The following is a 25,977-nucleotide window of genomic DNA, read 5'->3' as shown; positions in this document are numbered from 1 at the left end:
TTCTGTTGATTCACCGGACCGCAGCTTACAGGGAAAGCCTTTGCGGCTGGTTCGGGGCAGAATTCGAAACAGATGAGATAGGCAGATTTTCTCGAATAAAGAAAAAGCTAATCCGATATTTTCGGTGATATTTCATAGCTGTACGAGAGTTACGCAAAATCCGCACAGAACCTGAGCTGGACCTGAGCGGAATTCAGCTGTGGTTGCCATGCCTGCAGGATCTTCGGCTTTGGCAAACAGGTGTATCGGAACGCGTACCAGCTCTGTTATACTCGCTGCGGGTTTTTATTTTTTCAACTGTTACTTGGTTGTCTTGTCGGGAACGATCTGCAAGCTGTTTTGTGAACAAATGAGAGATGCTGTTGTATTTGAAAGAGATAACAGGGATGACTTTATACGCTTTTGCCCAAGAATCAAAAGAGTGCCGCAGAAACCTGGTCCGGATGTTTCGGGGGGGTGTTTCTGATTGGGTCTCTGGTGGCCTTATGGGGAGACTTCTGGCGCTTGTTTTCCTGATCCTTCTTGGTTCCGGGTTGCCTGTTCAGGCCGAGGAAAAAGCACCCTTGCCATCAAGAGCAACCAAGCATCCGCATAGCATTGTCCTGTCGCTGGGTTTCTCAATCCCGCCCTATGTGATTGCCGACAGTAATCGCGGGGCCGAGTTGGATATCGTGCGCGAGGCGCTGGCGCTGGAAGGCTACAAAATCAGCACCCACTATGTACCGAACAAGCGCCGCAACATCGAATACAGCAACGGGAATAGCGACGGCGCACTGACGGTCAGCCCGAATGAAGATCTGCCGGGCTATTATTCCAAGAGCTATATTACCTATCAGAATGTTGCCTTCTCGCTGGAAAAAAGCCAGTACGCCATCAGCTCGATTGCCGATCTGTCAGGCAAGCGGGTGGTGGCTTTCCAGACTGCATCTGTGGTGTTGGGGCCTGAATTCGGAGGCTTTGCTGAAGACAACAAGATGTACCGCGAGGTTGCCAAACAACGTGATCATCTGAGCCTGCTGTTCAACCGGCAAACCGATGTGATTATCGGGGATGTGAATATTCTGAACTGGCTGGTGAAAAACGGCAGTTACGCAAGCCAGACCAACAAGAACCAGCCGATGACAATCCACCGGATTTTTCCTCCGAGCCACAAGTTTGCTGTCTTCAGGGATCAAGAAGTTACCCGGGCGTTTGACCGGGGCATCGCGGCCCTGAAACAGTCGGGGCGCTATGACGATATCCTGAAAGAGTATGAAGTTTATTTTCCTCCGAGAGACGATCTGAGCTGGCGCAAGAGAAAACCGGGCGCGTTTACGTCATAGGAAACGCGCATTGCCGAAGCGCTGGCAGATCCGTTTTTCCCCAAGGTTCTTGTGATTTCCGGCTTGTCCTTGCCAGCCCAAATTTTCGGTCTCAATTTTTCATCTGCACTCCGGACTGACACGCGCGCTCGGGAGGCTATTCTTAAAGTAATTTTAATTGTTGAGGCGTGTAATCAGAAGATTGATATAGATTGCCCTGCGCCACCATGGGTTGATGTTTGGGCAGGGCACTTTCCGAAAGAAGTAAAGAGATGATCTCTATCTTTTACCTGTTCGGGTTTTTGATTTTACGCGAAATGTTTTTCCCCTTCACCCGCTTCTCGAAGCCTGGCTTGCTGCGCGATAAAACCGACAGATTTCTGATCGTACCGCTGCTGCTTCTGGGGGCCATCCTGGTCTTCGTGACTTCCGGCGAGGGCCTTGTGTCAAGGTCACTTGCCGCTGAAGAAGCAAACACAGGTGACGGCTCGGCAGGAATGACAATTTCGCTGCTTATGAATGCTTCCACCCCGCCTTATATAGACGAAGATCACAACGGAGGGGCCGAACTGGATATTGTGCGCGCGGCCCTGGCGCTGGAGGGCTATAGGGTCATTCCCCGTTTTGTCCCTGGCAAGCGGCGCAACGTTGAATTCAGAAGCGGACGCTATGATGGTGCCCTGACCGTCAGTCTGAATGATCAACTGGAAGGCTGTTATTCAGACAGCTATATTACCTATCAAAATGTGGCTCTTTCCCTTAAGTCCCGCAATTACAGCATCCGCGAGATAACGGATCTGGCAGGCAAAAGGGTTGTGTCCTTCCAGACCGCCTCAGCAATTCTGGAGCCAGAATTTTCGGCCTTTGCCAGCGGAAACAGTCAATATCGCGAGCTCGCCCGGCGGCGGGATCTCCTGATGCTGCTGTTCCGCGACCATGCCGATGTGGTTATTGGTGAGCTCAATATCCTGAATTGGCTGATAAAAAACGCTGATTACCCGACCCTTGTGGATGTGACACAACCCCTGGCCGTGCACCGGATTCTGCTTCCCAGTACCAAGTATGCCGTTTTCACAGATCAGGCCGTCTGCCGGGCCTTTAACCGCGGAATCGCCGCCCTGAAAAACTCGGGAAGCTACAGCGGAACCTTCCGGTCATACGGTATTCTGGGGCATGATATTGAAGTTTTAACTAACGGGGAATGAAGGCAAGGCGGCGGTTTCGGGATCGGCAGCGATGCCCTCAGGTTCTCTGGGCTGCTTTCGGTTTGATCCGGCTTGCCAGCCGAAAAATTCAGGAGTAGCGTTTTCCCGGCAATATTCAACTCCGGGGTGATCATGCGGCGCGCATCTGTTTTTCTTTCACTGCTTCTTTCAACGTCTTTTACTGTTTCGCTTTCCGGTTCTCTGGTTGCTCCGGCTCTGGCGGATGACCTGGCCCCCAAGCTGGGGGAGTTTGCTGTGCCGATGACGGCTGATACAGCTTTCCTTCGCAGCGCAAATGCCCCGGACTATTGGGCTTTTTCTCCTTACGTGAAACCACAGTTCACCAGCAGCGCCTGTTCCATCGCCACGGTAACGGCCACGCTCAACGGCCTGCGCGGCTTGCCGCCCCATGCCGAGGACACCGTGACCACCCAGCCCGCCTTGCTGGAGCTGGTGGCTGACCCGGTCTGGAGCGCGGTTTCCGCCGAAGACGGCGACGGCGTGACCTTTGCCCAGCTCGAAGAATTCAGCCGGAAAGCCGTGGAGGCACTGGCCCAGCAGGACGCCCGGCTTGCCAACTGGCAGGTCGCCAGCTGGAAGCCCGCCGCCAACGACGCGGCCGCTCTTGCCAGCCTGCGTGAAAAGCTTGCTAAAAATGAAGCCTCGGCCGGGGATGCCCTGATGATCTACTTCAACCAGGGGGTTTTGACGGGCGACTGGGACGGCCCGCACATCTCGCTGATCGGTGCCTACGACGCAGCCAGTGACCGGGTGTTGATCCTCGAAGTCGATCAGGAATGGTACATTCCCTACTGGTCGCCCGTGCCCAAACTGCTCGAAGCCATGGTCAAGCCCACCTCCGCCGAACACGGCGTGCTCGAAGGCCAAGCCGGTGGCTTTGTTTCGGTCAGCAAGCTGTAGGAGAGCGTTTCCGGGGACAATGCCTATTATCTGATATGCGCTTTCTGGATATATGTATATTAGATGATATTCATTCATCTTTATTTGTGTATCAATAAATTGACAAAAGCAATAATTTGTATATTGTTTAATATGTGTATTATTGCTTTTTGTTTAAAGGTATCAGGCGATGAGTGTCAGGGAAACAGCCAGAAAACAATATCTGCGGCTGGTTGACGGGGCGGCGGCCCAACTGGCCGATCTCGCCTGGCCCGCCGAGGGCTGGCTGGTCAGTCTGCGCAAGGCGCTGGGCATGTCCGGGACTGATGTGGCCCGGCGCATGGGGGTAACCCGCAGTGCGGTCTATCAGGCAGAACGCAATGAACGCGACGGGGCGATCACCCTTGCCCAGATGGAGAAACTTGCCAGTGCGCTGGGCGGGCGCTTTGTCTATGCCATTGTGCCCGAAGGCAGTGTCGGGGAGGTTTTGCAGGCCCAGGCCTATGAAAAGGCCGCGGCCCGCGTAGGTCGCGCCAGTGCGCTGATGGCACTGGAAAGCCAGTCCCTGCCCGAGGGCGAGATCCGCCGACGGATCGCGGAACTGGCGGAACAACTTGTCCGCGACAGACCGTCTGACTTCTGGCAGGTCCGGTGAACTTTATCGAACCCGATGGGGCCACGCCGCTTGATCCCGATGAACGGCTGGGCCTGAAGTTCAGCCACATCACCACGCGCGGCCAGTTGGACGAGCTGGAACAGTCCAACATCGAACAGGCGCTGGGCTGGCTGTCTCGCCGCCGGGGCGGGGATATTCTTGACGATGTTTTTGTCCGAACCTTGCACAAACGCCTGTTTGGCGAGGTCTGGTCCTGGGCCGGGGAATATCGCAAGACCGAGAAAAACATCGGCGTTGATCCGCTGCAAATATCTTCACAACTGCGTATGTTACTGGATGATGCACGCTATTGGGTCGAAAACTGGACCTATGCCCCGCTTGAAGCCGCTGCCCGCTTTCACCACCGCATGGTCCAGATCCACCCCTTCGCCAATGGCAACGGTCGCCACGCCCGTATTGCCGCGGATATCCTGCTCGAAGATCATTACCACCACCCGCCGATCATCTGGGCCAGCGGTTTTGACCTGCAAGCCGACAGTAACAGACGCGCTGCCTATATCACCGCGCTCCGGGCTGCGGATGCCGGGGATATAATGCCGCTGCTGGCTTTTGTGGGGGGATAAGCGGCCTGGGGTAAGGAGTGTTTCTGCTGTCTCGGCATTTTCAGGAATAGATATCTATAATTGTATATTTTACAAATTATAAACCTATGAAGGAAATGATGATCTGGACAGAGCACTTGTTTTTGGGAGTGCTGTTCAGGGATCTGCAGGGGGTGCCGATGTGGTTCGTGATCGATAATAAAATCAGATACATAGTCTTGATTTTGTCAGGTTTGTTAGTTCTTTGTTTCTCTCAGGCGATTGCAGATGAGCTGTCAGAGAGAGCCGACCTCTTTAATAAAACACGTGTTCTGTTTTCTGAGCGGAATTTCGAAGAATTATCCAGAATATCAGATCATTACAGAGACAGTGGAGAGCGAATGTCTAGCGGATTGTGGAAGCTAGATTACTTTTACAAAGGTTTTTCTGCGCCGGATAGGATGTTTAATATATCCCAAGATTATTGGTCGATGATGGAAAATAGAGCGCTGTCCTGGGCAAAAAAACAACCGGGTTCTCCTACGCCACATATTGCTTATGCAATCATCTTGCAGGATCAGGCTTGGAGGGTTCGAGGAACTCGATATGCAAACACGGTAACACAGGAACAGCGGATAAAATTCCATAAGCTGATTGCAAAGGCGCGTGCCTATCTTTTACGACACAGAGAGGTCGGGAGCAAAGATCCCCACTGGTATGCAAATATGCTTGATATAGCCAAGGTGGAAGCTTGGCCGAAAAAGGACTTTGAGGCTCTTTTTAGTGAAGCAATACAAGCTGGTCCTTATTATTACGGCTCTTATTTTTCGGGTGGGGGATACTATCATCCCAGCTGGCATGGAACCGTTCAGGAACTGGAGGATTTTGCCCGGAAGGCAATCGAATACACCGAAGATCAAGAAGGTAAGGGGATTTATGCCCGGATTTACTGGTCGGCAAATCATGGAAGCCTTTGGATGGTGGCTTTTACAAAATCGAGAGTGAGCTGGTCTTTGATGAAAGAGGGAATTGATGATGTGTTATCCCGTTATCCTGATCAGTGGAATATTCAGAATTTTGCCCATTTTTCCTGTCAGGCAATGGATAAGGAAAAAACCAAAGAACTGATCAATCGTATCGATGATGCAATAATCGAAAGCGCCTGGACACAGGTTTTTTCATACGAAAAATGTAAAGGATGGGCTTTTAGGAACACGTAAATACGATCATTTAAGTCCCACAAAAAGTCCGGTAGGGCTTATTGTCTGTGGGCGGAGCTTCGAAGACGCTGTTTTCGGGTTGTTCGTCGTAGGGGCGGGAGAGGATTGCCAGCAGTTTTTCGAAGGGGGCGTAGTCGCCGGACTGGGCGGCGGCGATCATTTCCTCGACCCGGTGGTTGCGCGGGATGAAGACCGGGTTGACGGCCTGCATGGTTTTGACGCGTTCGGCCGGGCTGGTGGTTTCCTGTAACAGGCGGTTGTGCCACTGGGCCAGCCAGCCCGTTGCCGGGTCGTTCAGCGCGGTCGGGGCGGCGAAGAGGGCGGCGAGGTCGCTTTCGGCACTGCCGCCTGCTGCGGGTTCCGCCGGGGCCTTTTCACTATCATCTGACCCTTTTATTGCGGGCCCCTTTACAGCTGGCCCCGCCGGGGCTGACCCTTTTACTGCCAGCCCCGCCAGTTCTGTCTGTTCTGTGGCGTAGCGGGTTAGGTGGCGGAAGAACAGCGTGAAATCCACCTCCTGATTGTCCAGCAGTTCCAGCGTGGTTTCGACAAAGGCGCTGTCACCCTCCTGGGGGCTCAACAGGCCGAGCTTGCGGGCAAAGCCGCCGTAGAAGGCGCTCTGGAAGGCGGGTTCAAAGCTGTTGACCGCTTCCTGGATTTCGGCGACATCGATATTGCCTTCGGCATCGGCGGGCAGTAGCGGCACGAGGGATTGGGCAAGGCGCGAGAGGTTCCAGTGGCCGATGGCAGGCTGGTTCGACCAGGCATAGCGCCCGCCTTCGTCGATTGAACTGAAGACCGTCGCGGGGTCAAAGCGGTCGATAAAGGCGCAGGGGCCAAAGTCGATGGTCTCGCCCGCCACTGACATGTTGTCGGTGTTCATCACACCATGGATAAAGCCGACCTGCATCCAGCGGGCGATCAGTTCGGCCTGTCGGGCAGCCACGGCCCAGATCAGGGCAACAGCGGGTTGGGGGGCGGATTTCAGCTCGGGATAGTGGCGATCAATCACATGGTCGAGCAGCATCTGCAGGGCGCCAACGTCTTGGCGGGAATAGTGATACTGGAAAGTGCCGACGCGGATATGGCTTTGCGCCACGCGGGTAATGATGGCACCGGGCAACGTGGTTTCGCGGAACACGGGGTCGCCCGTTGTTACGGCCGCCAGCGCGCGGGTGGTGGGGATACCCAGCGCAGCCATGGCTTCGCTGACCAGATATTCACGCAAGACCGGACCCAACGCAGCGCGGCCATCACCATTGCGCGAATAGGGCGTGCGCCCCGATCCCTTGAGCTGGATATCGCGGCGGATGCCATCCTTGCCCACGACTTCACCCAGCAGAATGGCGCGTCCATCGCCCAGTCTCGGGCTCCAGCCGCCGAACTGATGTCCGGCATAGACGGCAGCGAGGGGCTCTGCGCCTTCGGGAATGGCGTTGCCCGCCAGTACCGCCAGACCTTGGTCAGAGACGAGAGCCTCAGCCGAAATGTCCAGAAGATCCGCCAGTTCTTCATTGACCTTGATCAGCGCCGGGGTCGAGACCGGCTGCGGGTTCTGCTTGGTATAAAAGGCTTCGTGCAGCCGGGCAAAGCTGTTGTCGAAGGCAATATGCAGGCCCGTCTCCGGTTTTTGGGGAGCAGGTTTCCCTGAATCTGGTTTCCCTGAAATTGATTTCCCTGAAACTGATTTCTGGGAGGCTGGTTTTTTAGGGGTCACGGCGGCTACTCTTGTTTTCTTGCGGGCGAAAGCATCTGTACCAGAGATAGTATCGCGCGACCAGAAATGCCAAAACTATTCTCAGGGTGGTTTATCGCTTATCCGGTGATCCGTCAGCAGAATGCCTGTTTTTTCCAGCAGGCTGCCTGTTTTCAGGCTGTTCCGTGCTTCCTGCCGGGACTGTAGGGAACAGTGCACTTCAACTTTCATTAAGACAAAGCTGCTAGTCTGTTGAGCTGGTACAAGAGGCAGGCTGCTTTTCCTTCTGTTGCTGCAAAGCCGGAACTGTGGCTGTCAAACAAACGCTCTGTTGCCGGGGAAGCCAGTTCCGGGGCTTTCTATATCGGCCTCTTGCTACCTGAAACCCTGTTGCAGGGAGGGCCAGATGAAAGGTATCGTTTTTACCGAATTCCTCGAGATGGTCGACGGTCGCTTTGGCGAAGAGTTCTGTGACCGCCTGATAGAAGTGGCAGATCTGCCTTCCGGGGGCAGCTATACCGCGGTCGGCACCTATGATTTTAATGAAATGATTACCCTGGTTGAGGTCCTGTCGCGGGAAACCGGGAAAGAACGGGCTGCGTTGATGAAGCTGTTCGGGGAATATCTCTTTGCCAGCTTCGGCAAGAGGTATCCGGTGTTTTTTGCCGAGAAAACCAGCTGTTTTGCCTTCCTGACCAAAATCAACGATGTGATCCACCCCGAGGTGCACAAGCTTTATCCCGATGCGGAACTGCCGCATTTTTCCCATGACTGGCCGGACGAAAACTCTTTCGAGCTGCTCTATCGTTCCAGTCGACCTTTTGCCGCACTGGCTGAGGGACTGATTGCCGGGGCTATTGTCTATTTCGGGGAAAAGATCACGCTCTCGGTTGAGGATCTTTCCGCCGGGCAGGGGACAGAGGCGCGTTTTGTTCTGTGTAAACAGGCGGACGATCCGGCATGACAGGCGCTGCGCACAGAGGTTCCCCTAAGCCATCCGGCGCAAAAGCCGGGGCAGAAATCGGGAGCAACCAGGACGACCTTCCGGTTTCCCGCAAGCGGTATCTGCGTGAGAAGTCGGCGCGAGAGGCGGCCGAGGTATTGCTTGAGGAAAAGAGCATTGAGCTTTTCCGGGCCAACCGGGCCTTGCGGGAACTGAATGCGACGCTGGAACAGAAGGTTGAGGAGCGGACCGAGGAACTGCTGGAAGCCACCGCTGCGCGCGAGGAATTCCTGGCCTGTATGAGCCACGAACTGCGCACCCCGCTCAATGCAATCATCGGCTTTTCCGAATGCATCCACTATGAAATGTTCGGGCAGATCGGCAATGCGCAGTACAAGGAATATATTGGTCTGATCCACCAGAGCGGCCAGCATCTTCTGAGCCTGATCAACGACCTGCTCAGCTTTTCCAAGATCAATTCCGGGGAGTACGAAATTGTCTGGGAAAAGGTTGATGTGAAAAAAACAATCAAGACCGCGATCCGGATGTTGCAACAGACCGCCTCGACCAAAAACATTACCCTGGACTATCGCCTGCAGGGGAGCGGGCACAGCTTGCAGGCGGACGGGCGGGCGCTGTATCAGATGCTGCTCAATCTGCTGTCCAACGCCGTGAAATACACCAATCCGGGCGGACAGATCCTGGTCCACTTTCGCCGTTGCAGCCGGGAGGCCCTGTTGGCTGTGGCCGACAGCGGGATTGGAATTGACAAAAAGGACATGGACAAGGTGCTTTTGCCCTTTGGTCAGGCCCGCAGTGCCTATGTGATTTCCTCCAAATCGGATAACACAGGCCAGGATAACACAGGCCAGGATAACAGGGGCCAGGATAACACAGGTCTGGGTAACACGGGTTTGGGCAGTACCGGACTGGGGTTGCCGATCGTCAAGTCACTGGTCGAGCTGCACGGCGGGCGGTTTTGCCTGCGCAGCATTGTGGGCAAGGGCTCGCTGGCCGTGCTGCATTTTCCGCTGGAAACTGGTCAGCCAGAAACAGAGTTGCCAGAAACAGAGTTGTCAGAAAGAACCTGACCAGGTCTGATTTCCCTTCTGCAGGTAATTCACGTAAGCTTTTGCAAACGGCTCTGTTGTGGTCGGGATAACAAAATAACAGGGAGACCCGCGCATGTCCGAGAGTGACAAGATCTTCACCGGTTCCATCCCCGAGTTTTACGACAGCTATCTGGTTCCCCTGATATTCGAGGACTATGCTCGCGATCTGGCTGAACGGGTGGTGGGCCTGCATCCTGCCGCGGTGCTGGAAACTGCTGCGGGTAGTGGGGTGGTGCCAAGAGTACTGGCCCCGCAGCTGGGTGCGGATGTGCGTTATGTGGTCAGCGACCTCAATCAGCCGATGCTGGATCATGCGGCGAAAAAGCAGGGACCGCACGACTGCGCGCTGGAATGGCAACAGGCCGATGCGCTGGATCTGCCTTTTGCCGATGCCAGTTTTGACGTGGTGCTCTGCCAGTTTGGAGTGATGTTTTTCCCTGATCGGGTCAAGGGTTTTACCGAGGCGGCGCGGCTGCTCAAGCCCGGGGGCTGTTTTGTCTTCAACGTCTGGGATCACATCCGCGAGAATGTCTTTGCCGATCTGGTGACACAGGCCGCGGGCAGCGTTTTTCCCGAAGATCCGCCGCTGTTTATGGCGCGTACCCCGCATGGTTATCACGAGCGGACCACCATCGAACGCGAGCTGAAACAGGCGGGATTCAGCGAGGTAACAATCGAGACCCGCGCCGGGACCAGCCGGGCAGCCAGCCCGCGCCATCCGGCCCTTGCCTATTGTCAGGGAACGCCCCTGCGCAACGAGATCGAGGTGCGCGATGCCAGCCTGCTGGAGCATGTGACCAACACAGCCGCATCCCATATCGCCGAACGTTATGGCAACGGCCCGGTCGAAGCCAAAATCCAGGCCCATGTCATCACGGCGATGAAGTGAGGCCATTTAAAGCATTTGGGTTTTTAAGCTGGAGCAAGCCTGAAACTCTGGCTCCGGTTCCGGTTTGCTTATCCCTAGCCCGGCACATTAACGCCGGGAAAATCGCAGGCGAAATGGGGCAATGTAAGAATGTTTCCAGACTTGGTGGATTTCGGATGACGGGCGAAAATAAACCGGCCATTAAAGCGGCCATATATTGGGGTAATTTAAGTTACAAAATTAATCAAAATTATGTTATTATTTAGTTAATGTAAAAATCATTCCGGCCATTAAAGTGGCCAAAAGGTGTAGATGGCAGGACGAGATGATGACGAGAGTATAGGGGTGTTCGAGCCTTTGATGGTCGCGGAAAATGCTCCGTATCGCGCGGCTTTGAATGATCAGGCGCTGGAGCTGGCGCAAGCCACGGCGGCTTTTGGGGCAAGCTTGCCAGCCTCCATTGCCGATGCCCTTGCTGATCTGGTACGTTCGATGAACTGTTATTACAGCAACCTGATCGAAGGGCATAATACCCATCCCGTCGATATAGAGCGCGCCCTGCAAGATGACTATAGTACGGATCCGGAGCAGCGTGATCTGCAGCTGGAGGCCAGGGCGCACATAGAGGTGCAGAAGTGGATTGACCAGGGCGGGTTGCACGATCCTGCCTTCGCGCCTGCGAGCATTATCGAAATTCACAAACGCTTTTATGATCTCTTGCCACCGGAGCTTAAGTTTGTCGAAAACCCGGTAACCGGAGATCCTGTTCCCGTTATCCCCGGCGTTTTGCGCAATCAGGATGTCGTGGTCGGGCGTCATGTTGCGATCAGCCCTGGTGCTGTTCCCCGCTTTCTGGAACGAATGGACGAAGCCTATCGCCAGCCGGGCCGGATTGCTTCTGTCTTGACTGCAGCCTGCGCCCATCATCGTTTGCTCTGGGTTCATCCCTTTCTGGATGGCAACGGGCGTGTGGCCCGGCTGATGTCCCATGCGATATTGTGTAAAACACTGGACAGCAAAGGTCTGTGGTCTGTCGCGCGCGGTCTGGCCCGCAATGAAGCCGATTATAAACGTCATCTTGCTGCTTGCGATGCACCCCGGCGTGGCGATCGCGACGGGCGCGGAACCTTGAGTGAAGCCGCCCTCGCCAAGTTCACCTCTTTTTTTCTTGGCATCTGCATTGATCAGGTGGCTTTTATGGAAAATCTCATGCGCCCAGAACGTCTGCGCGATCGCATTCTGATCTGGGCAGAAGAAGAGATGCGCGCGGGTGTCTTGCCCGCCAGATCGGACAGGGTCTTGCGTGCCGTTCTGTTTCAGGGGGAGTTGCCACGCGGCGAGGTTACGGAGCTTCTTGGAACAAGTGAACGCGTGGCACGGCGCGTGACATCTGCCTTGCTTGAGGTAGGGGCGCTTTGCAGCAGCTCGACACGTGCGCCGTTGAAACTGGCCTTCCCTGCGAAATACGCCGGGCGCTGGATGCCGGGGTTGTTCCCTGATATCTGAGTGCCGCAAAGGTGATGTGAAGCTGCGCTGACACGCCTGGTCAGGAGAGCGTTTGCCTTCAGGATATAATCCTGAGGTGATCACCCAAAGGTCTGGAGAGCCAACGGCCCTAGCTGATCATGTTCTCGCCGAGCAGGCTTTCGATAGCGCGGCTATTTTGCTCGCGGGCGTCGGGGCTGCCGGACCCGGCGATATCAGGGGCGATATCAGGGGTGACGTTGCCGCCCGACTGGCTGTTCTGCTGTCCCTTGATCTGTCCGGCGCTGGCCAGATTGGTTGGGGCCAAAGCGGGGCCATCACTGGTGATCTGTTGCTGTTCCCGGCTCTGGCCGTCTTCACGGATCGATAGCTTGGTGCTCTCTTCCATAATGCGCGAGATCTGCATCTCGACCTTCTTGCGTTCTTCCGGCGATAGGGCAGCCAGTTCTTCTTCGGTGAGGCCCATACCCTTGAGGATCTGGGCGCGCATGCGTTCGGCCGGGGTCTTGCCGATGAAATCCCGGAATTCGGTCACGGCCTCACTTTCCCCTGTACCGGATTTGGCATCCATGGCCGCGAGCTGCTGCGCGGTGAAAAGTGTGCGGGCGGTGCCGTTCAGCGCCTCGGTGGTTGAGGTCATACCCGTATTACCGAGAGTAACCTTGCTGCTGGCTGTGGCCGGATTTGTACCTGCACCTGTAGCGCCACTGTTGGTCGCCGCCGTTCCGCTCACCCCGGCGGACTGTGCCGCCGTGAGCTGGACATTGCTGCCCATGGCAGAGAAGGACAGGGCAGCTTCTGCCGAGCCTGTGGCCGAAGCCGTACCAGATTTGCCGCTTGTTCGCGATGCCGCGGCAGAGTTTTCCGTTGCGACCATCCGGTGCAGGTCTACTTTTTCGTCCTGATTATAAGGCCTTAGAGAGTAGGAGCTGGATATCTGCATGTCAGTGCCCTGGCAAAGCTGTTAAAATCTACAGCTTATGAAGCAATATCCGTGCCGGATTGGGGCGGTGTTTCCTACTTTATCCCTGATTTGTTTGATCTTCCAATGAGGCCCTCTTTATTCCTTAGCGGCATATCGGCCGAAAACAGCTCTGTGATACAAAAGAGATATGTGGGCAGACCAAGGGATAAAAATCCAAAGATACATACAGGCAAGTACATCAAACAGATCAAAACAAATCCAGAGCTGCACACACCGGTTCCCATAAGATAGTTTCCAAAAGCCGAACCTGAGGAAAGGTCACAATCTAAAGGGTTTGTGTCGTATAATAAAATAAAGACGGTATATCCCATGAAGAGAAATATTAAGGGAGTTGCTATAATAAATTTTGTGACACCAATCCAGCTACGTGCCTGAATGATATTCAAGATCAGCCACAATACTTTACGATCTATTTTAAGATGATTTTTCCTTTTCCATAAAATATACAGATCCCGCGGGAAGAACAAAAATGCAATGGAGTAGGAAACGAGTACGACTGAAAAAAGGAAGTTATAAGCACTCTTATAATGAATCACATGCTGAGCTACAGGAATTGTTTTCTCGAAATACGCGATAAAATCATAGAAGAACGGGAAATCGGTAATCCCGATTGCTGTGAGCAGAAATAGAGCGAGATAGCATAAAGCCGGGGGAACGGCGGCATAGAACCAGGTGCCGGGGTGTTTCCCGCCGGGAATGAATTCAAATTTTCTTTGTAAGAAAACGTTACGTCCGGTCCATAGGCAATAAGCTATCAATTTTATAAGGCTAAAATAACCCATCACGCCGCCAAAATCCTGTGCGATCCCCATCTTTTTTCCTCAGTGAGACAAGGGCTGTTCCTGTAAACCGAATACAGGTTTTTGTCGAGGGATCTCAAGTAAATAGTCTTCTCTGGAATATATTATGGCTATTGGGCTGTTTCCTATACTTAAAAACCTGATGACCAGATCTTATTGCCGGGGCATAAAAGAGAGACTGAAAAGTTCATGTCACACAGCAGAATTGTCGTCTCGCAAAGCGGGTTGATCACAGGGGGAAAAATGTCGGACTACAGAATAAGCACAGATTTTGCGCAGATGGATCTGGATGTGATCCACGGCTTTGTCAGCCAGTCCTATTGGGCCAAAGGCATTCCACGCGATCTGTTGGCGCGGGCAATGAGAAATTCACTGTGTTTCGGGCTGTTTGATGGCGGCAATAACCAGATCGGCTTTGCCCGGATGATCACCGACCGGGCGACCTTTGCCTATCTCGCCGATGTTTTTATCCTCGAAAGTCACCGGGGCAAGGGCCTCGGTAAAAGGCTGATGCAGGCCATCGTCGATCACCCGGACCTGCAGGGCCTGCGCCGCATGATGCTCGCCACCCGCGACGCCCACGCCCTCTACGCCCTCTACGGCTTCACCCCGATCCCCAACCCGGAAATCCTGATGCAGAGCTGGAACCCGGCGGTTTATGGATAAGAGCAGATGATGCAGGATATTAATCTAAAGGATATTGTTGATCTTGGGCGCTACCCGCTGACAGATCAGGATTTTCAGGCCGAATGCAAAGCCACGCTGGATCGGGACGGGGTGCTGGTGTTGCCAGGCTTTCTTGAGAAAGCGGCGGTGGCGCAGGTCCGGGACGAGGCGCTGGCGCATATGGATCAGGCCTATTTCTGTGCCCAGAAACACAATGTTTATCTCAGCCCGCCCGATCCGGCTTTTGCCGAGGAGCACCCGCGCAATCGCCAGGTGATATCCTCCAAGGGCTGCATTACGGATGATATCGTCCCGGCGGGATCACCGCTGGGCTGTCTTTATGATTCCCCGGATCTGCGCGGGTTTCTTTGTGCCGTGCTGGGCGAGGCGGGGCTGCATGCCTATGCCGATCCGCTGTCCTCGATCAACGTACACTATGCGAAGACGGGGCAGGAACTGGGCTGGCATTTTGACAATTCGTCTTTTGCCACCACCCTGATGATCCAGGAACCTGCGGCGGGCGGAACTTTTGAATATGTCACCGATCTGCGCGATGCCGATAAAGGTGATCTGAACTTTGACGGTGTGGCCGAGGTGCTGGACGGCAGGCGTCCGGTAAAGCAGCTCGCCATGGGGCCGGGGGCGCTGGTGCTGTTTCGTGGCCGCAACGCCCTGCACCGCGTTGCCCCGGTCGAGGGCGCGCGCACCCGCATTCTGGTGGTGCTGGCCTATAACACCAAACCCGGCATTGTCCTGTCTGAATCCGCGCGCATGACCTTTTACGGACGTCTGGGGTAGGGATGTAGATAGGGATTTTAAAGTACAGCTTAAGTAAGTACTTACTTCTATTCCTTGTTGTTATTGCCGGACGTGTGAGTTTTTAACTCTGTATTTTCTTGTACTAATTTCAGGGAAATTCTACCTATAAACTATTTTATTGAAATGTCACTTGAGTGGCCTGTGGCAAAAATGAGCTATTTTCTGCCGAAATTTAGTTATCCTCAGATTTTTCCAAGATATGGCTTGCTTTCATGGATTCGCGCTATAAGTGTAAAAAATTTCATATTTATGAACTTTGTGTTACAAAAATATTTTTGGGAAATGGAGTATCATGGCCATTCAGCAAAAATATCCAGTTTATGAGGGACTGATAGATCTCCTTGCCTCCAAGGGGATCGTTTTTGGAACAGCGAAGCCGCATACATACACCTATTTTTCGGTATCAGGCGGTTCCTCACAGAGTTCAGTATTAAGACTTAAAAGTTCAGAAGGTATCCATAATCTCGACTACAAAACGAGAGATGTGAGTAGCGGGGATTGGGTTCGGTGTGGAACCGATATTTCAGACCCGGAACAAATGCGGCTAATTCTGGAAAATATTGGCAGTAAGCCTCTGAAAACGTTCCTTAAATCCTTTCGGACCTGGGAGAATGATTTTCTGAGAATAGATATTGTTGCTGTCGATGATCTGTTCAGCGTTCTTGAAGCTAAATTTCTGAATGAGAATGCCGAAAAGGTAAAAGTATTTCTTGAAAGCCTGGGGTTTGATACGTCGAAACCAGATAGCAGAAGTGTCATCGAAATTTATCTTGATATGAATGTTGGAGATGATCAGTAATGAATACTGTAACAGTCACTGCAAATGCAGCTCAAGGTTTAACCTGCTTTCATCAGTATCAGGAAGCATCTTTAAAAACACTGACTATCGATATGCTTTATACATCTCTTGATTCTTTCAAAACAATAACAACCATGAGTCGGGTTGAAGGAGATGGCGGGAAAAGTAAACCAGTTTGGCCAAAAGACTATGAAAGAGCATACAGCTATATAGGCAGTGTGACGGATCAATCGGTTGAGATTCATACCGAGAATAACTTTGAACCGGATGTCGGGCTGGCCTCTTCTTCTTCAGGATATGCCTGCCTGGCAGGAGGCATCACCCGTCTTCTTTCATCATCAGAGAAGCTAAGGGATATCTCGGAGTTGGCGCGTAAGGGGTCGTTTTCGGCTTCAGCTTCTGTTACAGGCGGGATATCTATTGTTCGACGTTCAGGATATGGAATTCCAACTTATGGAGAGCAAGTTTTTTCCCCCGGTGAGTTAGAGGATATCACTGTTGTCGTGGCTTTCGCTCGATATCACAAAGACAATCATAATTTCTATGAAGAAGCAGCTTCATCGCCGATGCTGGAGCCCGTGCGCCATCTGGTCGCAAACACAGCGGATCAGATGATAAAGGGGCTGGAGACAAGAGACATTGATCGTCTTGCGGATCTTTCAGAGCGGCACAGTGTCTTAAATTATGCTGTACTGCACACGGGCCACAATAACCTGTTTTTGTGGCAACCTGAAACAGTTGCGACAATGGTTTTTACCAGAAACCTCCGGCAAAAAAATGGCGAGCCAGTATATTACTCCATGAATACTGGTGCTAATGTATTTATCTATTGTTTCTCGGATACTGCTCACCACAAAGTTGTACAGGGGTTGCAGGATCTAGGGGTTGAGCACAGAAGTTCAAAAGTGGGCGGGGCCTTGCAGTATCTGAATAACTTGCCGGGCACTTCAGTCAAACCTGCGGACTAGCAGTGTGCTTGTCAATGATGCTTTCTGGTTTTCTGGCGGGCATCATTGACAGAAGTTTCGGGGGACAAACCCCTGGGGGCAAGAGTGATGGTTTTCCTATATAATCTTCCGGCAATTTTTGCATTCATGGTGTCTTGAGATAAATGACATGGAAATACTGATATATATACTGGTTGGAATCTCTTCGTTCTTTTTTGTTATTGTTCCCATAACGGGCGGCGTTGTGCTTAACCCGCTGTTATCCTTGATTGTTGATCCGCATACTGCAGTCAGTATTACTGTTTTCTTCTTTATGATAAACAGCGGGATCAAGGCCTTTATATTCCGCCACGACATCGTCTGGGGACTTGTGGCCCGTATGTTGCCCGTTTCAATAATTGCTGCGGTCGCCGGTTCTTATCTGATTGGATTTATTCCCGAGATTGCCCTTTATATAATGATGCTTTTGATGACATTGTTCTTTGCAGCAAAGAGAATTTTTCCGTCTCTTTTTCGTAAGAAACAAGACCAGAAAAAGCAAAATTACGGCTCTGTACTAACCAGTATTATGTCGGGGTTCATGCAGGGTGTCGGCCTTGGAGGAGGAGGATCACTGCGAAAGGTATACTTTCTTTCCGAGAATATGTCCTTGCAGCAGATGCACGGGACGACCTCGGCTTTAAGTCTTGTGTTGGGGACTGCGGCGACTTTCATCCGTCTGGAAACAGACCAGGTCACATTTGATATATTGCTCCCCGTTTTATATCTTATTCCCCTTATGGTCATTTCCATTGTCTATGGAAAGAAGGTGCTTGTTAAACTGAGCGAACGGGCTTCGGATATTATTATCCGGGCGACCCTGGCGTTGACGGTTGTATTTCTGACAATGAAATTGCTCTAGTGGTTTGTTTCTCGTGGGGCTGCAATTGGATATGTCCCATATTGAAGTGGCTTGGTTGGTCACGGCAGGCCAGTTCCGTCAGGCTGTTTCATCAGGCTGTTTCGTTACGTCTGTATTTATTTGCATCCTGATTTACGGGCATCCCAGTTTTTAGGCATCCCAGTTTTTAGGCATCCCAGTTTATTGGCATCCTTGTTTACTGGCACTCATCTTGAGTAAAGCGGCCTTTATTGGCCCCAGGTTTTGTTGGCGCGGTGATTTTTCAGGGCAAAACCGATGACGGCGGGGATCAGCAGCCAGAAACCCGAGGCGGGGAAGAGGGCGATACCCAGCAGGGTCATTGCTGTCAGCAGGGCCAGCGGGATTTCCTGAAAGGGGGCCGGCGGGCTTTGCCGTTCGTTCTGGTCCAGCAGGAAACCTGTCAGAAATAGCGGCAGGCCAAAGAGAACAAACCAGACGGTCTTGCCAATCTGGTCATTGATCTGGCCGCTGTTGAAAAATCCGGCGGTGAAAATCCGCGCCAGTGCCTCGGGAAACAGGACGACAGTAAAGCTGATATGGAGCAGGGCGACGGCCATAATCCATCGCCCGATCCATCTGTACTCAAGCAGGGACATCGGAAAGCTTACCGTTATCTAGGGCGCGAACCGCCGGATTGCCCATTTCAGGTGTTGTTATCTCGGGGTTGAGAATGTCAGGGTTGCCCCTCTCAGAGGGGGCGAGCGCCCAGGGATTGCCGGTCTTGACCACGGCGCCCAGCCTGCTCAGCATCAGACCCAGCCCGCGATAGGCACGGTCGAAATAGAGCAGATCCCGGTTGATGCCCTTCATATAGGGCGCGATCTTGCGGGTGCTGTCGGTGGTCATATCCGGCCATTTCCAGTTGCTGAAATCAAAGGTTGCCTCGTGATAGGGCGCGATCATCCAGTGCTGGATCGGATCAAGTTCGGGCTGGAGGATATCGCGCAAGGCGCTCTCCTCCAGATCGGGTTTGATCAGCTCGAACTCTTCGTAAAAGCCTTGCAGTCCGGCGTAATCGGGCTGTCCTTTTCCTTTTTCAGGGCCATGATGGCGGATCATCAGCTGGTAATAGCTGGTAATTTTGCGAATGAAATCAGGGTCAACTTCGCGGATGCAACCAAAATCGAGCACGCCCAGCTCCCCATCTGGCATAAAGAGAAAGTTTCCGGGATGGGGATCGGCGTGCAGGTGTTGCAGGTCGAAAAAGCTGTGAAAGAAAAAATCATAAAGCAGCTGACCGTAATGGTTCTTCTCGGCCTGTGTCGGATTGCCCGCTAGCCATTCCTCGAGATGACAGCCCGAGAGGTTTTCCATGGTCAGGATGCGTTCGGAAGAATAGTCCGCAAAGACGGCCGGGATCCTGACCTTGTCGAGTTTCAGGCGAGAGGCAAAACGCGTAAGGTTTTCCGCCTCGAGAAAATAGTCGACCTCGCGCTGGAGCTGCAGGGTGATTTCATCAAGCACCGGGTCAATCACTGTCCGGTCCGGCATAAAGTTGGTCGAGGCCGAAACCAGAGACAAGAGGCCGCTAAGGGCCTTGATGTCGCTTTTGATCGAGGCGGCAATACCGGGGTACTGAACCTTGACCGCCACGTCCTGATTTGGGGCTTGATTTCGGGCCTGAGTTGGGGCCAGACCCTGATCCCCGGGCAGGGTGGCCTTGTGCACCTGCCCCAGACTGGCGGCGGCAAAGGCGTTCTTGTCAAAGCGGGCAAAAACATCGCCGGGACCCTTGCCAAACTCGTTGCGAAAGACCTTGTCGATCAGAGCCCGATTGAGCGGCGTGGCCTGATAACAGGCTTTGGCCAGTTCCTTGCGAATGCCTTCGGGCAGAATTTCGGCTTCCATGCTGAGGATCTGCGAAGCCTTGAGCGCGGTGCCCTTGAGCTGGTTCAGGGCTTTGAAGAGGGTCTTGCCGATCTGTTCTTCGTGGGCGCGCTGGATCTGGGCACGGCTTTCCCTGCTGGCGATATCGTCGGTGGTCTTGGGGTTCAGTCTTTGTGCCAGCTTTGTCCGACCGAGATGACCGAGATGGCTAAGACCTACTCTGGTCGCGGTCAGGCCGAGGGTGGTCGATCGCTGGAGACGTCGGGTGGCGATGCTGCCCTTGTCTTCCTTGTCGGCTGGTTTATTGGGTGATTTTTCTCGTAATTGTTCTGGTAATTTTTCTGGTGATTTATTGGGTGATTTATTCGGCATGGCCCCGGCCTCCTCTGGAGACAAAAGAACTCATGCCCTTCATCAGCGAGGCCAGACCCATCGCGCCCCCCATTCCGGCACCGCTTTCCATAAAGCGCATCATCTGGCTTTTGAACAGGAAGCTGACCAGATCAGCACCCTTGCCGATGATCCCGCTTTTGAGCAGGGTAACAAAAAATCCGGTGGCAACCTCGACAAACTGGGTGGTCTGGGTAAAGTCCTCGCTGTCATCCTGCAGCCAGTAGAGCACCGTGCCGAGCAGGCCATCGACCATAAAATGCGACAGCGCGCCCTGAAACGGCAGCTCGGGGATTTCCCCGGTTTCAACAGCCTCATCCAGGATCTGTGCCAGTTTCTTTTTCAGCGCCTTGCTGGCGGCAAATTCGCGCTGCATCAAAAAGGAGGGCGAGGCACGGAGAATTTCCAGACTTTCGCCGACAAATTCGCGGTTTTCCAGCAGCTCGTCGAGGTAGTTATAGACAAAAAATTGAAGTTTTTCCTCAAGGGTGAAATCGGCGAAGTCGCTGTTTTCCTCGACCAGATCAAGAATGTGAAACAGAACATCCTCGTGATAGGCCAGCAGGAACTTGTCCTTGTTGGGAAAGTATTTGTAGACCGATGAATCGCCCATACCAGCGGCTTTGGCGATCTGTTTCATCGTGACATTATGAAAACCCTGTTCCGAGAAAAGCTCGACCGCAACCGCAATCAGCTTGCTGCGATTGGCTTCTTTCTGTTTGCTGGAAATGCGCATAATGAAAAATACTCTCTATTAAATAAGGATATAATGTTGTTTAATGTAGTAATATTCTCATAAGAGTCAACGCAGCTTACTATTTAGCCGCCGTAATTTATGTCCGTTATCAAATTGGAATTCTGGTAACTAGCTGGTGTAATTGAAGAATTTTAGATTTCTTTTTCAAAATTATCAGCTCGTCGACTCCCGCGGGTTTTGTGACGGGGCTGTCGAGGGAGGTGTCCTGTAAAAACAGGGCAGGAAAAAGTAGAGCCGCCCAGAGGGGGGGCTGGGCGGATTTGCTGAGGGGGTGGTTCACCCGGGGATTGCTTCGCCCGGGGATTAATTTACTCGGGACTTGATTGGTTTGAGTCTGATTTCTTGGCGGGCTTGCTTCAGGATGCAGGCTGTTTCTGTTCGGACACAATCAAGGGTTCCGAAACGGGTTGGCCTTCGGCGGTGAAGAAGGGGGTCGGGCGATGTCTGCCGAGCAGGCGGTTGACCAGGGCACGGGGCATAACCCGCAGCAGCAGCCGCAGGGGGAAACCCTTGTGCAGGGGCCGGGCCGGAGGGGTGCCTTTGGCATATTTGCCCATGACATAACTGCGTACCGGGCCGAGGTTCAGGCTGCGTCTCGTCTTGTCGCCCATAAAGCTGTGCACCAGCCCGACCACAGGCAAGCCGGCAGAGAAGGTATTACCGACGGGGGTCTTGCAGCAGTCACAATACCAGCGCAGCAGGCCGCCGGGGGTCAGGCGCAGGGAACGGAGCAGTTCAACCCCGTGGCTGATCTCCAACTGGGCTGGCGTAAGCTGGTATATATCCGTGCCGCCATGTTCGTCCAGAATCTCGGTTTCCCGTCCGAGAAAGCGGGCGAAGGCCTGGCAGTCATCACAATAGCAGACAATCCGGGTTCCGCTGACGGGGGATACCTTGTGGGCCTGGCCCTGGACTTTGCCACAGCTGCAACTTAAGGGAACATCGGTCATGATGGCTCTCGGGCTATTGTCGGGTTATATTATCTCTTCCCGCAGCCTAGTGGGAGTGAGCGAGCGCTGCAACAGGGATTTAAGCCATAAGTTGCGATTGATAGTGAAGATACTCCTGTGCCTGGAGTGGTTGTTTCAGCGGCGGCATGTGAGCGACGCCGATCATGGTCTCCAGAACCAGGGTCAGGGCGACCTGCAGATCGATCATCTGCCCGGCCTTGGCCAGCATATAGGCAAGGGCAAAACCCAGGGCCATGGTCTTGCCTTCGCGATCCAGATCATAGCGGGCTGCAATCTCGTTGACCTTGAGCCGCAGGTTGGGACAGGCATTGGGGGACCATTCCCGGGGATGATATTGGACCGGGATAGAAAGAGGGGGAAAAGGGCTGCTGCCCAGGGCATCGGTAACCCGTTTGACCGCGGCTTCGGGATCGGGCAGGGGGATCTCGATACCCTCGCGCCTGAGCACCAGCCGGATAATGGTCCAGACGGTTTTCCCGGAAGACTTTACAGGTGAATTTACGGCAGACTTAACGGGTGAACTAACGGGTGAAAAAATCAGGCGCAAGGCTTTCCCGGTGATCAGCCGTCCCTCGGCTGCTCCTCCACTCTGTGCAGCGAGCAGGGCACTTTCCCCGGCCAGGGCTGCCGCAGCACCCAGCAGGGTTTCGTTGTGCAGGCCGGAGGGCCTGTTGTAGTGCTTCATCAGGAGGCTGATAATTTCCAGCCCGGCGGTTGATTCTGTTGCGCTGGACATCAGCGGAAAACTCCAGTTTATCTCATGCTGATAACACGCGTTGCGTGTTGAAAAAATATTGTAAAATTATTTAGTGGGTTGGTATTTATGGAAATATAGGCGGTATTCTTTGGAAAGGACACATAATCTTTTTGTCTCAAAACAAGATAAAATACACGCTAATGGTGTGTCTGTGTTTTGGTGCGTCACCCATTATCAGTTGCGAAAAACCCTCTTTCTGCCTAGGATTTTTGGCTAAACAGCAATGGGGGTGGAGATGGACAGGCGAACGGCAGGGGAACGGAGCCAGCAGATCCTGGCCTTTCGGGCCGAGCTGGCGCTGCTGGAGCAGCAGGGGCTGGCGAAGTTTTCGGTGGCGGAAAACAAGCGGGTTGTGACCTATCACGAGGCACTTCTGGCGGATTTTTCCCGGCGCTTTGATACCGATCTCAGCAGCTCGCAGCAGCAGCTTTCCTGGGGCATGCGTCTGGCGTCCACTTTTGGGGCACTGGCCTTTTCCTGTGCGATCTTCCTGTTTTTTGAACACTACTGGGATGTTTTCTCTATCGCCCTGCAGATCGGGCTGGCGAGCGCTGCGCCGCTGGTGGCGCTGGTACTGTGCGAAGGGGTCGAACGGCGCTTTGCCACACGCCACTATACCGGACTGGCGGCGCTGGTGGCGCTGGCCTGTTTTGGGGCGAACCTCAGTATTCTGGGAGAAATCTATAATATTTCGGCCTCGGCCAATGCCTTTCTCGCCTGGGGGGCTTTTGCCCTGATTCTGGCTTATCGTTATGACCTGCGGGTGGTTCTGGGCCTTGGTCTTGGTGGTCTGATCATCTTTGTCGGCGGCAGCTTGACGGGTCTGCTGGGCTATCTCTGGCCCCGGCGGGACGTACCGGAACTGTATCTGCTGGCTTCCGGTTTGATCCTGTTGCTGCCGTTATTGGCCGGGTTATTTGGTGCCGGGCTGTTTGATAAATACAGCGACGGTGTGGCAAAAGCGATCCGCCGCCAGCGCGAGGTCTATGCCTTTGCCGGGCTGGCGGGGATCTATATCAACCTGCAGTGGCTCGGGCTGGATGCGCAGCAGAGCCTGCTGCCGCTGGCGGACTGGACAGTGGAATATATCTATTCCCTGCTGGCTTTTGCGGCTGCCGGGCTGGGTGTCTGGCTGTGCCTGCGCCAGCGCTGGCAGATCGGCAGCTATCTTTCGGCCGGGTTCCTGCTGTTTTATGCTCTGCTCAAATACGCGATCTGGTTCTGGGACGACTGGCCGGAATACGTTTTTTTCCTGATCCTCGGCCTGATCGCGCTGGGCATGATTGTCTTTCTCAACAGGCTGCGCAGTCGTCTGCGCCAGCAGCCTGCTGTGTTGCCCGATCTCGCTGGTGAAGCAAAAGCTGGGGGAGAGCTGTGATGAAGAGCAAAACAGAACAAACAGACGAGAGTCAGGAGCCGCAACAACAAAGGCCGGGGAAATCCGGACTGATTATGGCTGTTCTGGTGCTGGTTCTTGCCAATGCCGGGCTCTGGGCCGGGGTGGTCTGGAACCGGAGCGGTGATCCGACCGGAGAAATCAGCTTCACTCAATGTGATTTTGTTGACTTCACCAACGCTACGGACGGCAGCAGCAGACCCCAACCCTTTATCGGCAGTCTTTATCTGTCCATCGACGGGCTGGAAATCGGCACAGACAACGCAGAGCGGCTGGGCAGCTTTTACACAGGTTATGTGGCAGTCAGCCGGGGCGGTGAAGCCTGGGAGAAGCACTTCAACGCCTTGAGTGAAAACGACAGACGCTGGAGCAGCAGCGATCAGCAACTTCTGGCAGTTGCCGTGTCCCGCCGGGCAGAGGAACTGTTCCCTGATTATGGTCAGGATGGTCGCAGTGCGGTTTTGCCCGCCTATGTCGGAGTTGATCGCTGGGTGGCCCTGAACCATCTGGTCCAGGTTGGTGACGGGATGCGCGAAAAACTCGGCGCGATCCCGGTGCAGGGCAAGGACTGTACCCCGACCCACCGCCTCACCATAACCTGGGGCCAGCGCCATGAACCCTGGCTCAGCGCGGTCGAGGAAATCGGGAGTAGCTAGCTCAATCCCTCGGCGGTCATGCGCGGCTGGAACTCGGTGATGTGGTAGCGGGCGATCTGCTTGGCGTGGAAGGGATCTTCGGTGATCAGCTGTTCAACCTCGGCCCGGCTGGCTGCGACCGCCAGGATCACCCCGCCGCTGCGCGGGACCTTGGCACCGGAAGCCAGAAAACGCTTGTTGGCGTAATATTTATCCAGAAAAGCGCGGTGGGCCTCGATCAGCGGTTCGACCTGTTCCAGCGGCACCAGATATTCAAGATCAATGATAAAGATATTAGGATGTAGGGCATTTTTTACTCTTGTATTATGAGGCTCGCTGCTCACTGGGATCTGGCGGGCAGCAAGAGAAAAAGAACACAGGTGAACGGGCGAGGTCAAGAATCACAAGTGGCCCCGTTACCCCGTTACCCCGTTACCCCGTTACCCCGTTACCCCGTTACAGGGGGGGGGGCAGTCGCAAGTGGCTCTCTCTCAATTCCGCAAATGGATCTGTTATTCGGGGGTGATCAGCGACAGTTTGGTTTGCTAATTATTTTTCCGATTATCTGTAGGCTGAGCCCCGATGAAACTGCTTTATCAAACCCATTCTCCCTATGCGCGCAAGGTTCTGGTCATGGCCCAGGAAACCGGACTGGTGAACCAGATGGAGGTTGTCCATATGGAAACCAGCCCGACGGATCGCAACGACGAGGTTTTTGCCCTCAACCCGCTGGGCAAGGTTCCGGTTCTGATTGATGCGGGCGAGGCGATTTATGATTCCTCGGTGATTTGTGACTATCTTGATCGTAAACATGACGGGGTGAAATGTTTGCCCACTGACAGCAAGGGTTACTGGGCGACAAGAAAGCTTGAGGCGCTGGCGACAGGTCTCGCTGATGCGGGCATTCTGGTCCGCTGGGAGACCGTCCGCAGACCGCAGGAAAAACGTTATCAGCCCTTTCTAGAAGGGCAGCAGCTCAAGGTCAGGGAAACCTGCGCTTCTCTTGAACAAAGCCTTGACCTGGCATCCCCGGAATTCCGGCTGGGGCAGATGGCGCTGGCCTGTACCCTGAGCTGGCTGGACTATGTGGGGCTGGCACATTTCAGGGAAGACAATCCTGAACTTGCTGCCTGGCTGGACAGGGTATCCCTGCGTCCTTCGATGCAGGCCACGGCCTATTCGGGAACGACACAGGATCTGGGCAAGGCGTGATATCGGGTTCTTGCTGTTGTGGTCACGATACTGGAATAAAAGTGGGGGTAAGGAAAACAAAGGTTTTGTTTCCTGTTTCATGTTATGCTTGCGCAAAGGTCCAGACGGCATCCTGGCCGGTTATGGCAATGTTGAACTGGACTAAAGCAATTGGGCGCAGGGAATTC

27 protein-coding genes are annotated in these 25,977 nt (G+C 53.7%); 18 read left to right on the top strand and 9 right to left on the bottom strand.

The genetic code is table 11. The annotated features are described in order from the left end of the window. Positions 1–386: 386 nt before the first annotated feature. The 6 genes from B152_RS25035 to B152_RS22660 all read left to right on the top strand — a co-directional run bounded on the left by B152_RS25035 (position 387) and on the right by B152_RS22660 (position 5,823). Positions 387–1,322 (top strand): substrate-binding periplasmic protein, encoded by a 936-nt coding sequence (locus tag B152_RS25035; RefSeq protein WP_218044357.1) that lies wholly within the window; start codon positions 387–389, stop codon positions 1,320–1,322. A gap of 251 nt (positions 1,323–1,573) precedes the next feature. Continuing rightward, positions 1,574–2,506, top strand: coding sequence for a substrate-binding periplasmic protein (locus B152_RS25030; RefSeq protein ID WP_020591403.1), 933 nt, complete (start codon positions 1,574–1,576; stop codon positions 2,504–2,506). A 132-nt stretch (positions 2,507–2,638) separates the two neighbouring features. Beyond that, entirely contained in the window at positions 2,639–3,427 is a 789-nt protein-coding gene (locus tag B152_RS0105535; protein WP_157230875.1) for a phytochelatin synthase family protein, read from the top strand. A 169-nt stretch (positions 3,428–3,596) separates the two neighbouring features. Then, positions 3,597–4,061 (top strand): mobile mystery protein A, encoded by a 465-nt coding sequence (locus B152_RS0105530; protein ID WP_020591401.1) that lies wholly within the window; start codon positions 3,597–3,599, stop codon positions 4,059–4,061. Next, positions 4,058–4,645: a mobile mystery protein B gene (locus B152_RS0105525; RefSeq protein ID WP_020591400.1), complete on the top strand. Its 588-nt coding sequence runs from the start codon at positions 4,058–4,060 to the stop codon at positions 4,643–4,645. The genes B152_RS0105530 and B152_RS0105525 overlap by 4 nt, the downstream gene beginning before the upstream one ends. A 95-nt stretch (positions 4,646–4,740) precedes the next feature. Further along, a complete protein-coding gene (locus B152_RS22660) occupies positions 4,741–5,823 on the top strand; it encodes a hypothetical protein (protein ID WP_033405770.1) in 1,083 nt (360 codons plus the stop codon). A 10-nt stretch (positions 5,824–5,833) separates the two neighbouring features. Here B152_RS22660 and B152_RS0105515 read toward each other — a convergent pair whose 3' ends face one another. After that, positions 5,834–7,540, bottom strand: a complete 1,707-nt coding sequence (locus B152_RS0105515; protein ID WP_020591398.1) for a protein adenylyltransferase SelO — start codon at positions 7,538–7,540, stop codon at positions 5,834–5,836. A gap of 385 nt (positions 7,541–7,925) precedes the next feature. Between B152_RS0105515 and B152_RS0105505 the strand changes: the two genes are divergently transcribed. The 4 genes from B152_RS0105505 (at position 7,926) to B152_RS0105485 (ending at position 11,948) form a co-directional block, all read left to right on the top strand. Further along, positions 7,926–8,483 (top strand): heme NO-binding domain-containing protein, encoded by a 558-nt coding sequence (locus tag B152_RS0105505; RefSeq protein WP_020591396.1) that lies wholly within the window; start codon positions 7,926–7,928, stop codon positions 8,481–8,483. Continuing rightward, positions 8,480–9,553: a sensor histidine kinase gene (locus B152_RS22655; protein WP_020591395.1), complete on the top strand. Its 1,074-nt coding sequence runs from the start codon at positions 8,480–8,482 to the stop codon at positions 9,551–9,553. Before B152_RS0105505 ends, B152_RS22655 begins: the two co-directional genes overlap by 4 nt. A gap of 94 nt (positions 9,554–9,647) precedes the next feature. Further along, positions 9,648–10,463, top strand: a complete 816-nt coding sequence (locus B152_RS0105490) for a class I SAM-dependent methyltransferase (RefSeq protein WP_020591394.1) — start codon at positions 9,648–9,650, stop codon at positions 10,461–10,463. A 291-nt stretch (positions 10,464–10,754) separates the two neighbouring features. Continuing rightward, positions 10,755–11,948, top strand: a complete 1,194-nt coding sequence (locus tag B152_RS0105485; protein ID WP_020591393.1) for a Fic family protein — start codon at positions 10,755–10,757, stop codon at positions 11,946–11,948. Positions 11,949–12,057: 109 nt separating this feature from the next. Here B152_RS0105485 and B152_RS25025 read toward each other — a convergent pair whose 3' ends face one another. Beyond that, positions 12,058–12,870 carry a hypothetical protein gene (locus B152_RS25025; protein WP_157230871.1) on the bottom strand — a complete coding sequence of 271 codons (813 nt, stop codon included), beginning with the start codon at positions 12,868–12,870 and terminating at the stop codon, positions 12,058–12,060. Between the two features lie 74 nt (positions 12,871–12,944). Next, positions 12,945–13,724 carry a hypothetical protein gene (locus B152_RS0105475; protein WP_020591391.1) on the bottom strand — a complete coding sequence of 260 codons (780 nt, stop codon included), beginning with the start codon at positions 13,722–13,724 and terminating at the stop codon, positions 12,945–12,947. A 177-nt stretch (positions 13,725–13,901) separates the two neighbouring features. Between B152_RS0105475 and B152_RS0105470 the strand changes: the two genes are divergently transcribed. The 5 genes from B152_RS0105470 to B152_RS0105450 all read left to right on the top strand — a co-directional run bounded on the left by B152_RS0105470 (position 13,902) and on the right by B152_RS0105450 (position 17,844). Continuing rightward, positions 13,902–14,378 carry a GNAT family N-acetyltransferase gene (locus B152_RS0105470; protein ID WP_211212136.1) on the top strand — a complete coding sequence of 159 codons (477 nt, stop codon included), beginning with the start codon at positions 13,902–13,904 and terminating at the stop codon, positions 14,376–14,378. A gap of 6 nt (positions 14,379–14,384) precedes the next feature. Further along, complete coding sequence (locus tag B152_RS0105465) at positions 14,385–15,176, top strand: HalD/BesD family halogenase (protein ID WP_020591389.1); 792 nt, start codon at positions 14,385–14,387, stop codon at positions 15,174–15,176. Positions 15,177–15,489: 313 nt separating this feature from the next. Beyond that, complete coding sequence (locus tag B152_RS0105460) at positions 15,490–15,996, top strand: CYTH domain-containing protein (RefSeq protein WP_020591388.1); 507 nt, start codon at positions 15,490–15,492, stop codon at positions 15,994–15,996. Further along, on the top strand, positions 15,996–16,964 hold the full coding sequence (locus tag B152_RS0105455; protein ID WP_020591387.1) for a diphosphomevalonate/mevalonate 3,5-bisphosphate decarboxylase family protein: 969 nt from the start codon (positions 15,996–15,998) through the stop codon (positions 16,962–16,964). Before B152_RS0105460 ends, B152_RS0105455 begins: the two co-directional genes overlap by 1 nt. Before the next feature lie 148 nt (positions 16,965–17,112). Further along, entirely contained in the window at positions 17,113–17,844 is a 732-nt protein-coding gene (locus tag B152_RS0105450; RefSeq protein ID WP_020591386.1) for a sulfite exporter TauE/SafE family protein, read from the top strand. A gap of 227 nt (positions 17,845–18,071) precedes the next feature. On the opposite strand, the gene B152_RS25020 is transcribed toward B152_RS0105450, so the two are convergent. From B152_RS25020 to B152_RS0105425, 5 genes are all read right to left on the bottom strand, one after another. Next, the gene (locus B152_RS25020) at positions 18,072–18,461 is read right to left on the bottom strand and encodes a DUF6463 family protein (protein WP_157230869.1); all 390 of its coding nucleotides are present in this window, start codon (positions 18,459–18,461) and stop codon (positions 18,072–18,074) included. Further along, a complete protein-coding gene (locus B152_RS22640; RefSeq protein ID WP_020591384.1) occupies positions 18,448–20,064 on the bottom strand; it encodes an ABC1 kinase family protein in 1,617 nt (538 codons plus the stop codon). Before B152_RS22640 ends, B152_RS25020 begins: the two co-directional genes overlap by 14 nt. After that, positions 20,054–20,818 carry a TetR/AcrR family transcriptional regulator gene (locus B152_RS0105435; protein WP_020591383.1) on the bottom strand — a complete coding sequence of 255 codons (765 nt, stop codon included), beginning with the start codon at positions 20,816–20,818 and terminating at the stop codon, positions 20,054–20,056. The genes B152_RS22640 and B152_RS0105435 overlap by 11 nt, the downstream gene beginning before the upstream one ends. A gap of 377 nt (positions 20,819–21,195) precedes the next feature. Next, on the bottom strand, positions 21,196–21,789 hold the full coding sequence (locus B152_RS0105430) for a DUF6151 family protein (protein WP_020591382.1): 594 nt from the start codon (positions 21,787–21,789) through the stop codon (positions 21,196–21,198). A 79-nt stretch (positions 21,790–21,868) separates the two neighbouring features. Continuing rightward, entirely contained in the window at positions 21,869–22,546 is a 678-nt protein-coding gene (locus B152_RS0105425; RefSeq protein ID WP_020591381.1) for a hypothetical protein, read from the bottom strand. 256 nt (positions 22,547–22,802) lie between these two features. Between B152_RS0105425 and B152_RS0105420 the strand changes: the two genes are divergently transcribed. Further along, positions 22,803–23,945: a DUF2157 domain-containing protein gene (locus B152_RS0105420; protein WP_020591380.1), complete on the top strand. Its 1,143-nt coding sequence runs from the start codon at positions 22,803–22,805 to the stop codon at positions 23,943–23,945. Next, positions 23,945–24,619: a hypothetical protein gene (locus B152_RS0105415; RefSeq protein WP_020591379.1), complete on the top strand. Its 675-nt coding sequence runs from the start codon at positions 23,945–23,947 to the stop codon at positions 24,617–24,619. Before B152_RS0105420 ends, B152_RS0105415 begins: the two co-directional genes overlap by 1 nt. Here B152_RS0105415 and B152_RS0105410 read toward each other — a convergent pair. Further along, positions 24,616–24,942 (bottom strand): YciI family protein, encoded by a 327-nt coding sequence (locus B152_RS0105410; protein ID WP_211212134.1) that lies wholly within the window; start codon positions 24,940–24,942, stop codon positions 24,616–24,618. The two genes, B152_RS0105415 and B152_RS0105410, sit on opposite strands and share 4 nt — an antisense overlap. Before the next feature lie 238 nt (positions 24,943–25,180). Here B152_RS0105410 and B152_RS0105405 point away from each other — a divergent pair, with 238 nt between their 5' ends. Further along, a complete protein-coding gene (locus B152_RS0105405; protein ID WP_020591377.1) occupies positions 25,181–25,810 on the top strand; it encodes a glutathione S-transferase family protein in 630 nt (209 codons plus the stop codon). The last annotated feature ends 167 nt before the right edge of the window (positions 25,811–25,977 follow it).

It is taken from the genome of Kiloniella laminariae DSM 19542, assembly GCF_000374005.1.
GTDB classification, from domain to species: domain Bacteria; phylum Pseudomonadota; class Alphaproteobacteria; order Kiloniellales; family Kiloniellaceae; genus Kiloniella; species Kiloniella laminariae.
Note: the sequence above shows the minus strand (reverse complement) of the source record. Positions and strands in the feature narration are given on the sequence as shown.

Excerpts from the sequence above, each read along its gene's own strand:
- B152_RS25035 (WP_218044357.1), top strand. The coding sequence starts at position 387 with ATGACTTTATACGCTTTTGCCCAAGAATCAAAAGAGTGCCGCAGAAAC.
- B152_RS22655 (WP_020591395.1), top strand. The coding sequence starts at position 8,480 with ATGACAGGCGCTGCGCACAGAGGTTCCCCTAAGCCATCCGGCGCAAAA.
- B152_RS0105455 (WP_020591387.1), top strand. The coding sequence starts at position 15,996 with ATGAATACTGTAACAGTCACTGCAAATGCAGCTCAAGGTTTAACCTGC.
- B152_RS0105415 (WP_020591379.1), top strand. The coding sequence starts at position 23,945 with ATGAAGAGCAAAACAGAACAAACAGACGAGAGTCAGGAGCCGCAACAA.
- B152_RS0105475 (WP_020591391.1), bottom strand. The coding sequence starts at position 13,724 with ATGGGGATCGCACAGGATTTTGGCGGCGTGATGGGTTATTTTAGCCTT.
- B152_RS0105420 (WP_020591380.1), top strand. The coding sequence starts at position 22,803 with ATGGACAGGCGAACGGCAGGGGAACGGAGCCAGCAGATCCTGGCCTTT.
- B152_RS22640 (WP_020591384.1), bottom strand. The coding sequence starts at position 20,064 with ATGCCGAATAAATCACCCAATAAATCACCAGAAAAATTACCAGAACAA.
- B152_RS0105530 (WP_020591401.1), top strand. The coding sequence starts at position 3,597 with ATGAGTGTCAGGGAAACAGCCAGAAAACAATATCTGCGGCTGGTTGAC.
- B152_RS0105430 (WP_020591382.1), bottom strand. The coding sequence starts at position 21,789 with ATGACCGATGTTCCCTTAAGTTGCAGCTGTGGCAAAGTCCAGGGCCAG.
- B152_RS25020 (WP_157230869.1), bottom strand. The coding sequence starts at position 18,461 with ATGTCCCTGCTTGAGTACAGATGGATCGGGCGATGGATTATGGCCGTC.
- B152_RS0105405 (WP_020591377.1), top strand. The coding sequence starts at position 25,181 with ATGAAACTGCTTTATCAAACCCATTCTCCCTATGCGCGCAAGGTTCTG.
- B152_RS0105505 (WP_020591396.1), top strand. The coding sequence starts at position 7,926 with ATGAAAGGTATCGTTTTTACCGAATTCCTCGAGATGGTCGACGGTCGC.
- B152_RS22660 (WP_033405770.1), top strand. The coding sequence starts at position 4,741 with ATGATGATCTGGACAGAGCACTTGTTTTTGGGAGTGCTGTTCAGGGAT.
- B152_RS0105435 (WP_020591383.1), bottom strand. The coding sequence starts at position 20,818 with ATGCGCATTTCCAGCAAACAGAAAGAAGCCAATCGCAGCAAGCTGATT.
- B152_RS0105450 (WP_020591386.1), top strand. The coding sequence starts at position 17,113 with ATGGAAATACTGATATATATACTGGTTGGAATCTCTTCGTTCTTTTTT.
- B152_RS0105425 (WP_020591381.1), bottom strand. The coding sequence starts at position 22,546 with ATGTCCAGCGCAACAGAATCAACCGCCGGGCTGGAAATTATCAGCCTC.
- B152_RS0105460 (WP_020591388.1), top strand. The coding sequence starts at position 15,490 with ATGGCCATTCAGCAAAAATATCCAGTTTATGAGGGACTGATAGATCTC.
- B152_RS0105470 (WP_211212136.1), top strand. The coding sequence starts at position 13,902 with ATGTCACACAGCAGAATTGTCGTCTCGCAAAGCGGGTTGATCACAGGG.
- B152_RS0105535 (WP_157230875.1), top strand. The coding sequence starts at position 2,639 with ATGCGGCGCGCATCTGTTTTTCTTTCACTGCTTCTTTCAACGTCTTTT.
- B152_RS25030 (WP_020591403.1), top strand. The coding sequence starts at position 1,574 with ATGATCTCTATCTTTTACCTGTTCGGGTTTTTGATTTTACGCGAAATG.
- B152_RS0105490 (WP_020591394.1), top strand. The coding sequence starts at position 9,648 with ATGTCCGAGAGTGACAAGATCTTCACCGGTTCCATCCCCGAGTTTTAC.
- B152_RS0105485 (WP_020591393.1), top strand. The coding sequence starts at position 10,755 with ATGGCAGGACGAGATGATGACGAGAGTATAGGGGTGTTCGAGCCTTTG.
- B152_RS0105465 (WP_020591389.1), top strand. The coding sequence starts at position 14,385 with ATGATGCAGGATATTAATCTAAAGGATATTGTTGATCTTGGGCGCTAC.
- B152_RS25025 (WP_157230871.1), bottom strand. The coding sequence starts at position 12,870 with ATGCAGATATCCAGCTCCTACTCTCTAAGGCCTTATAATCAGGACGAA.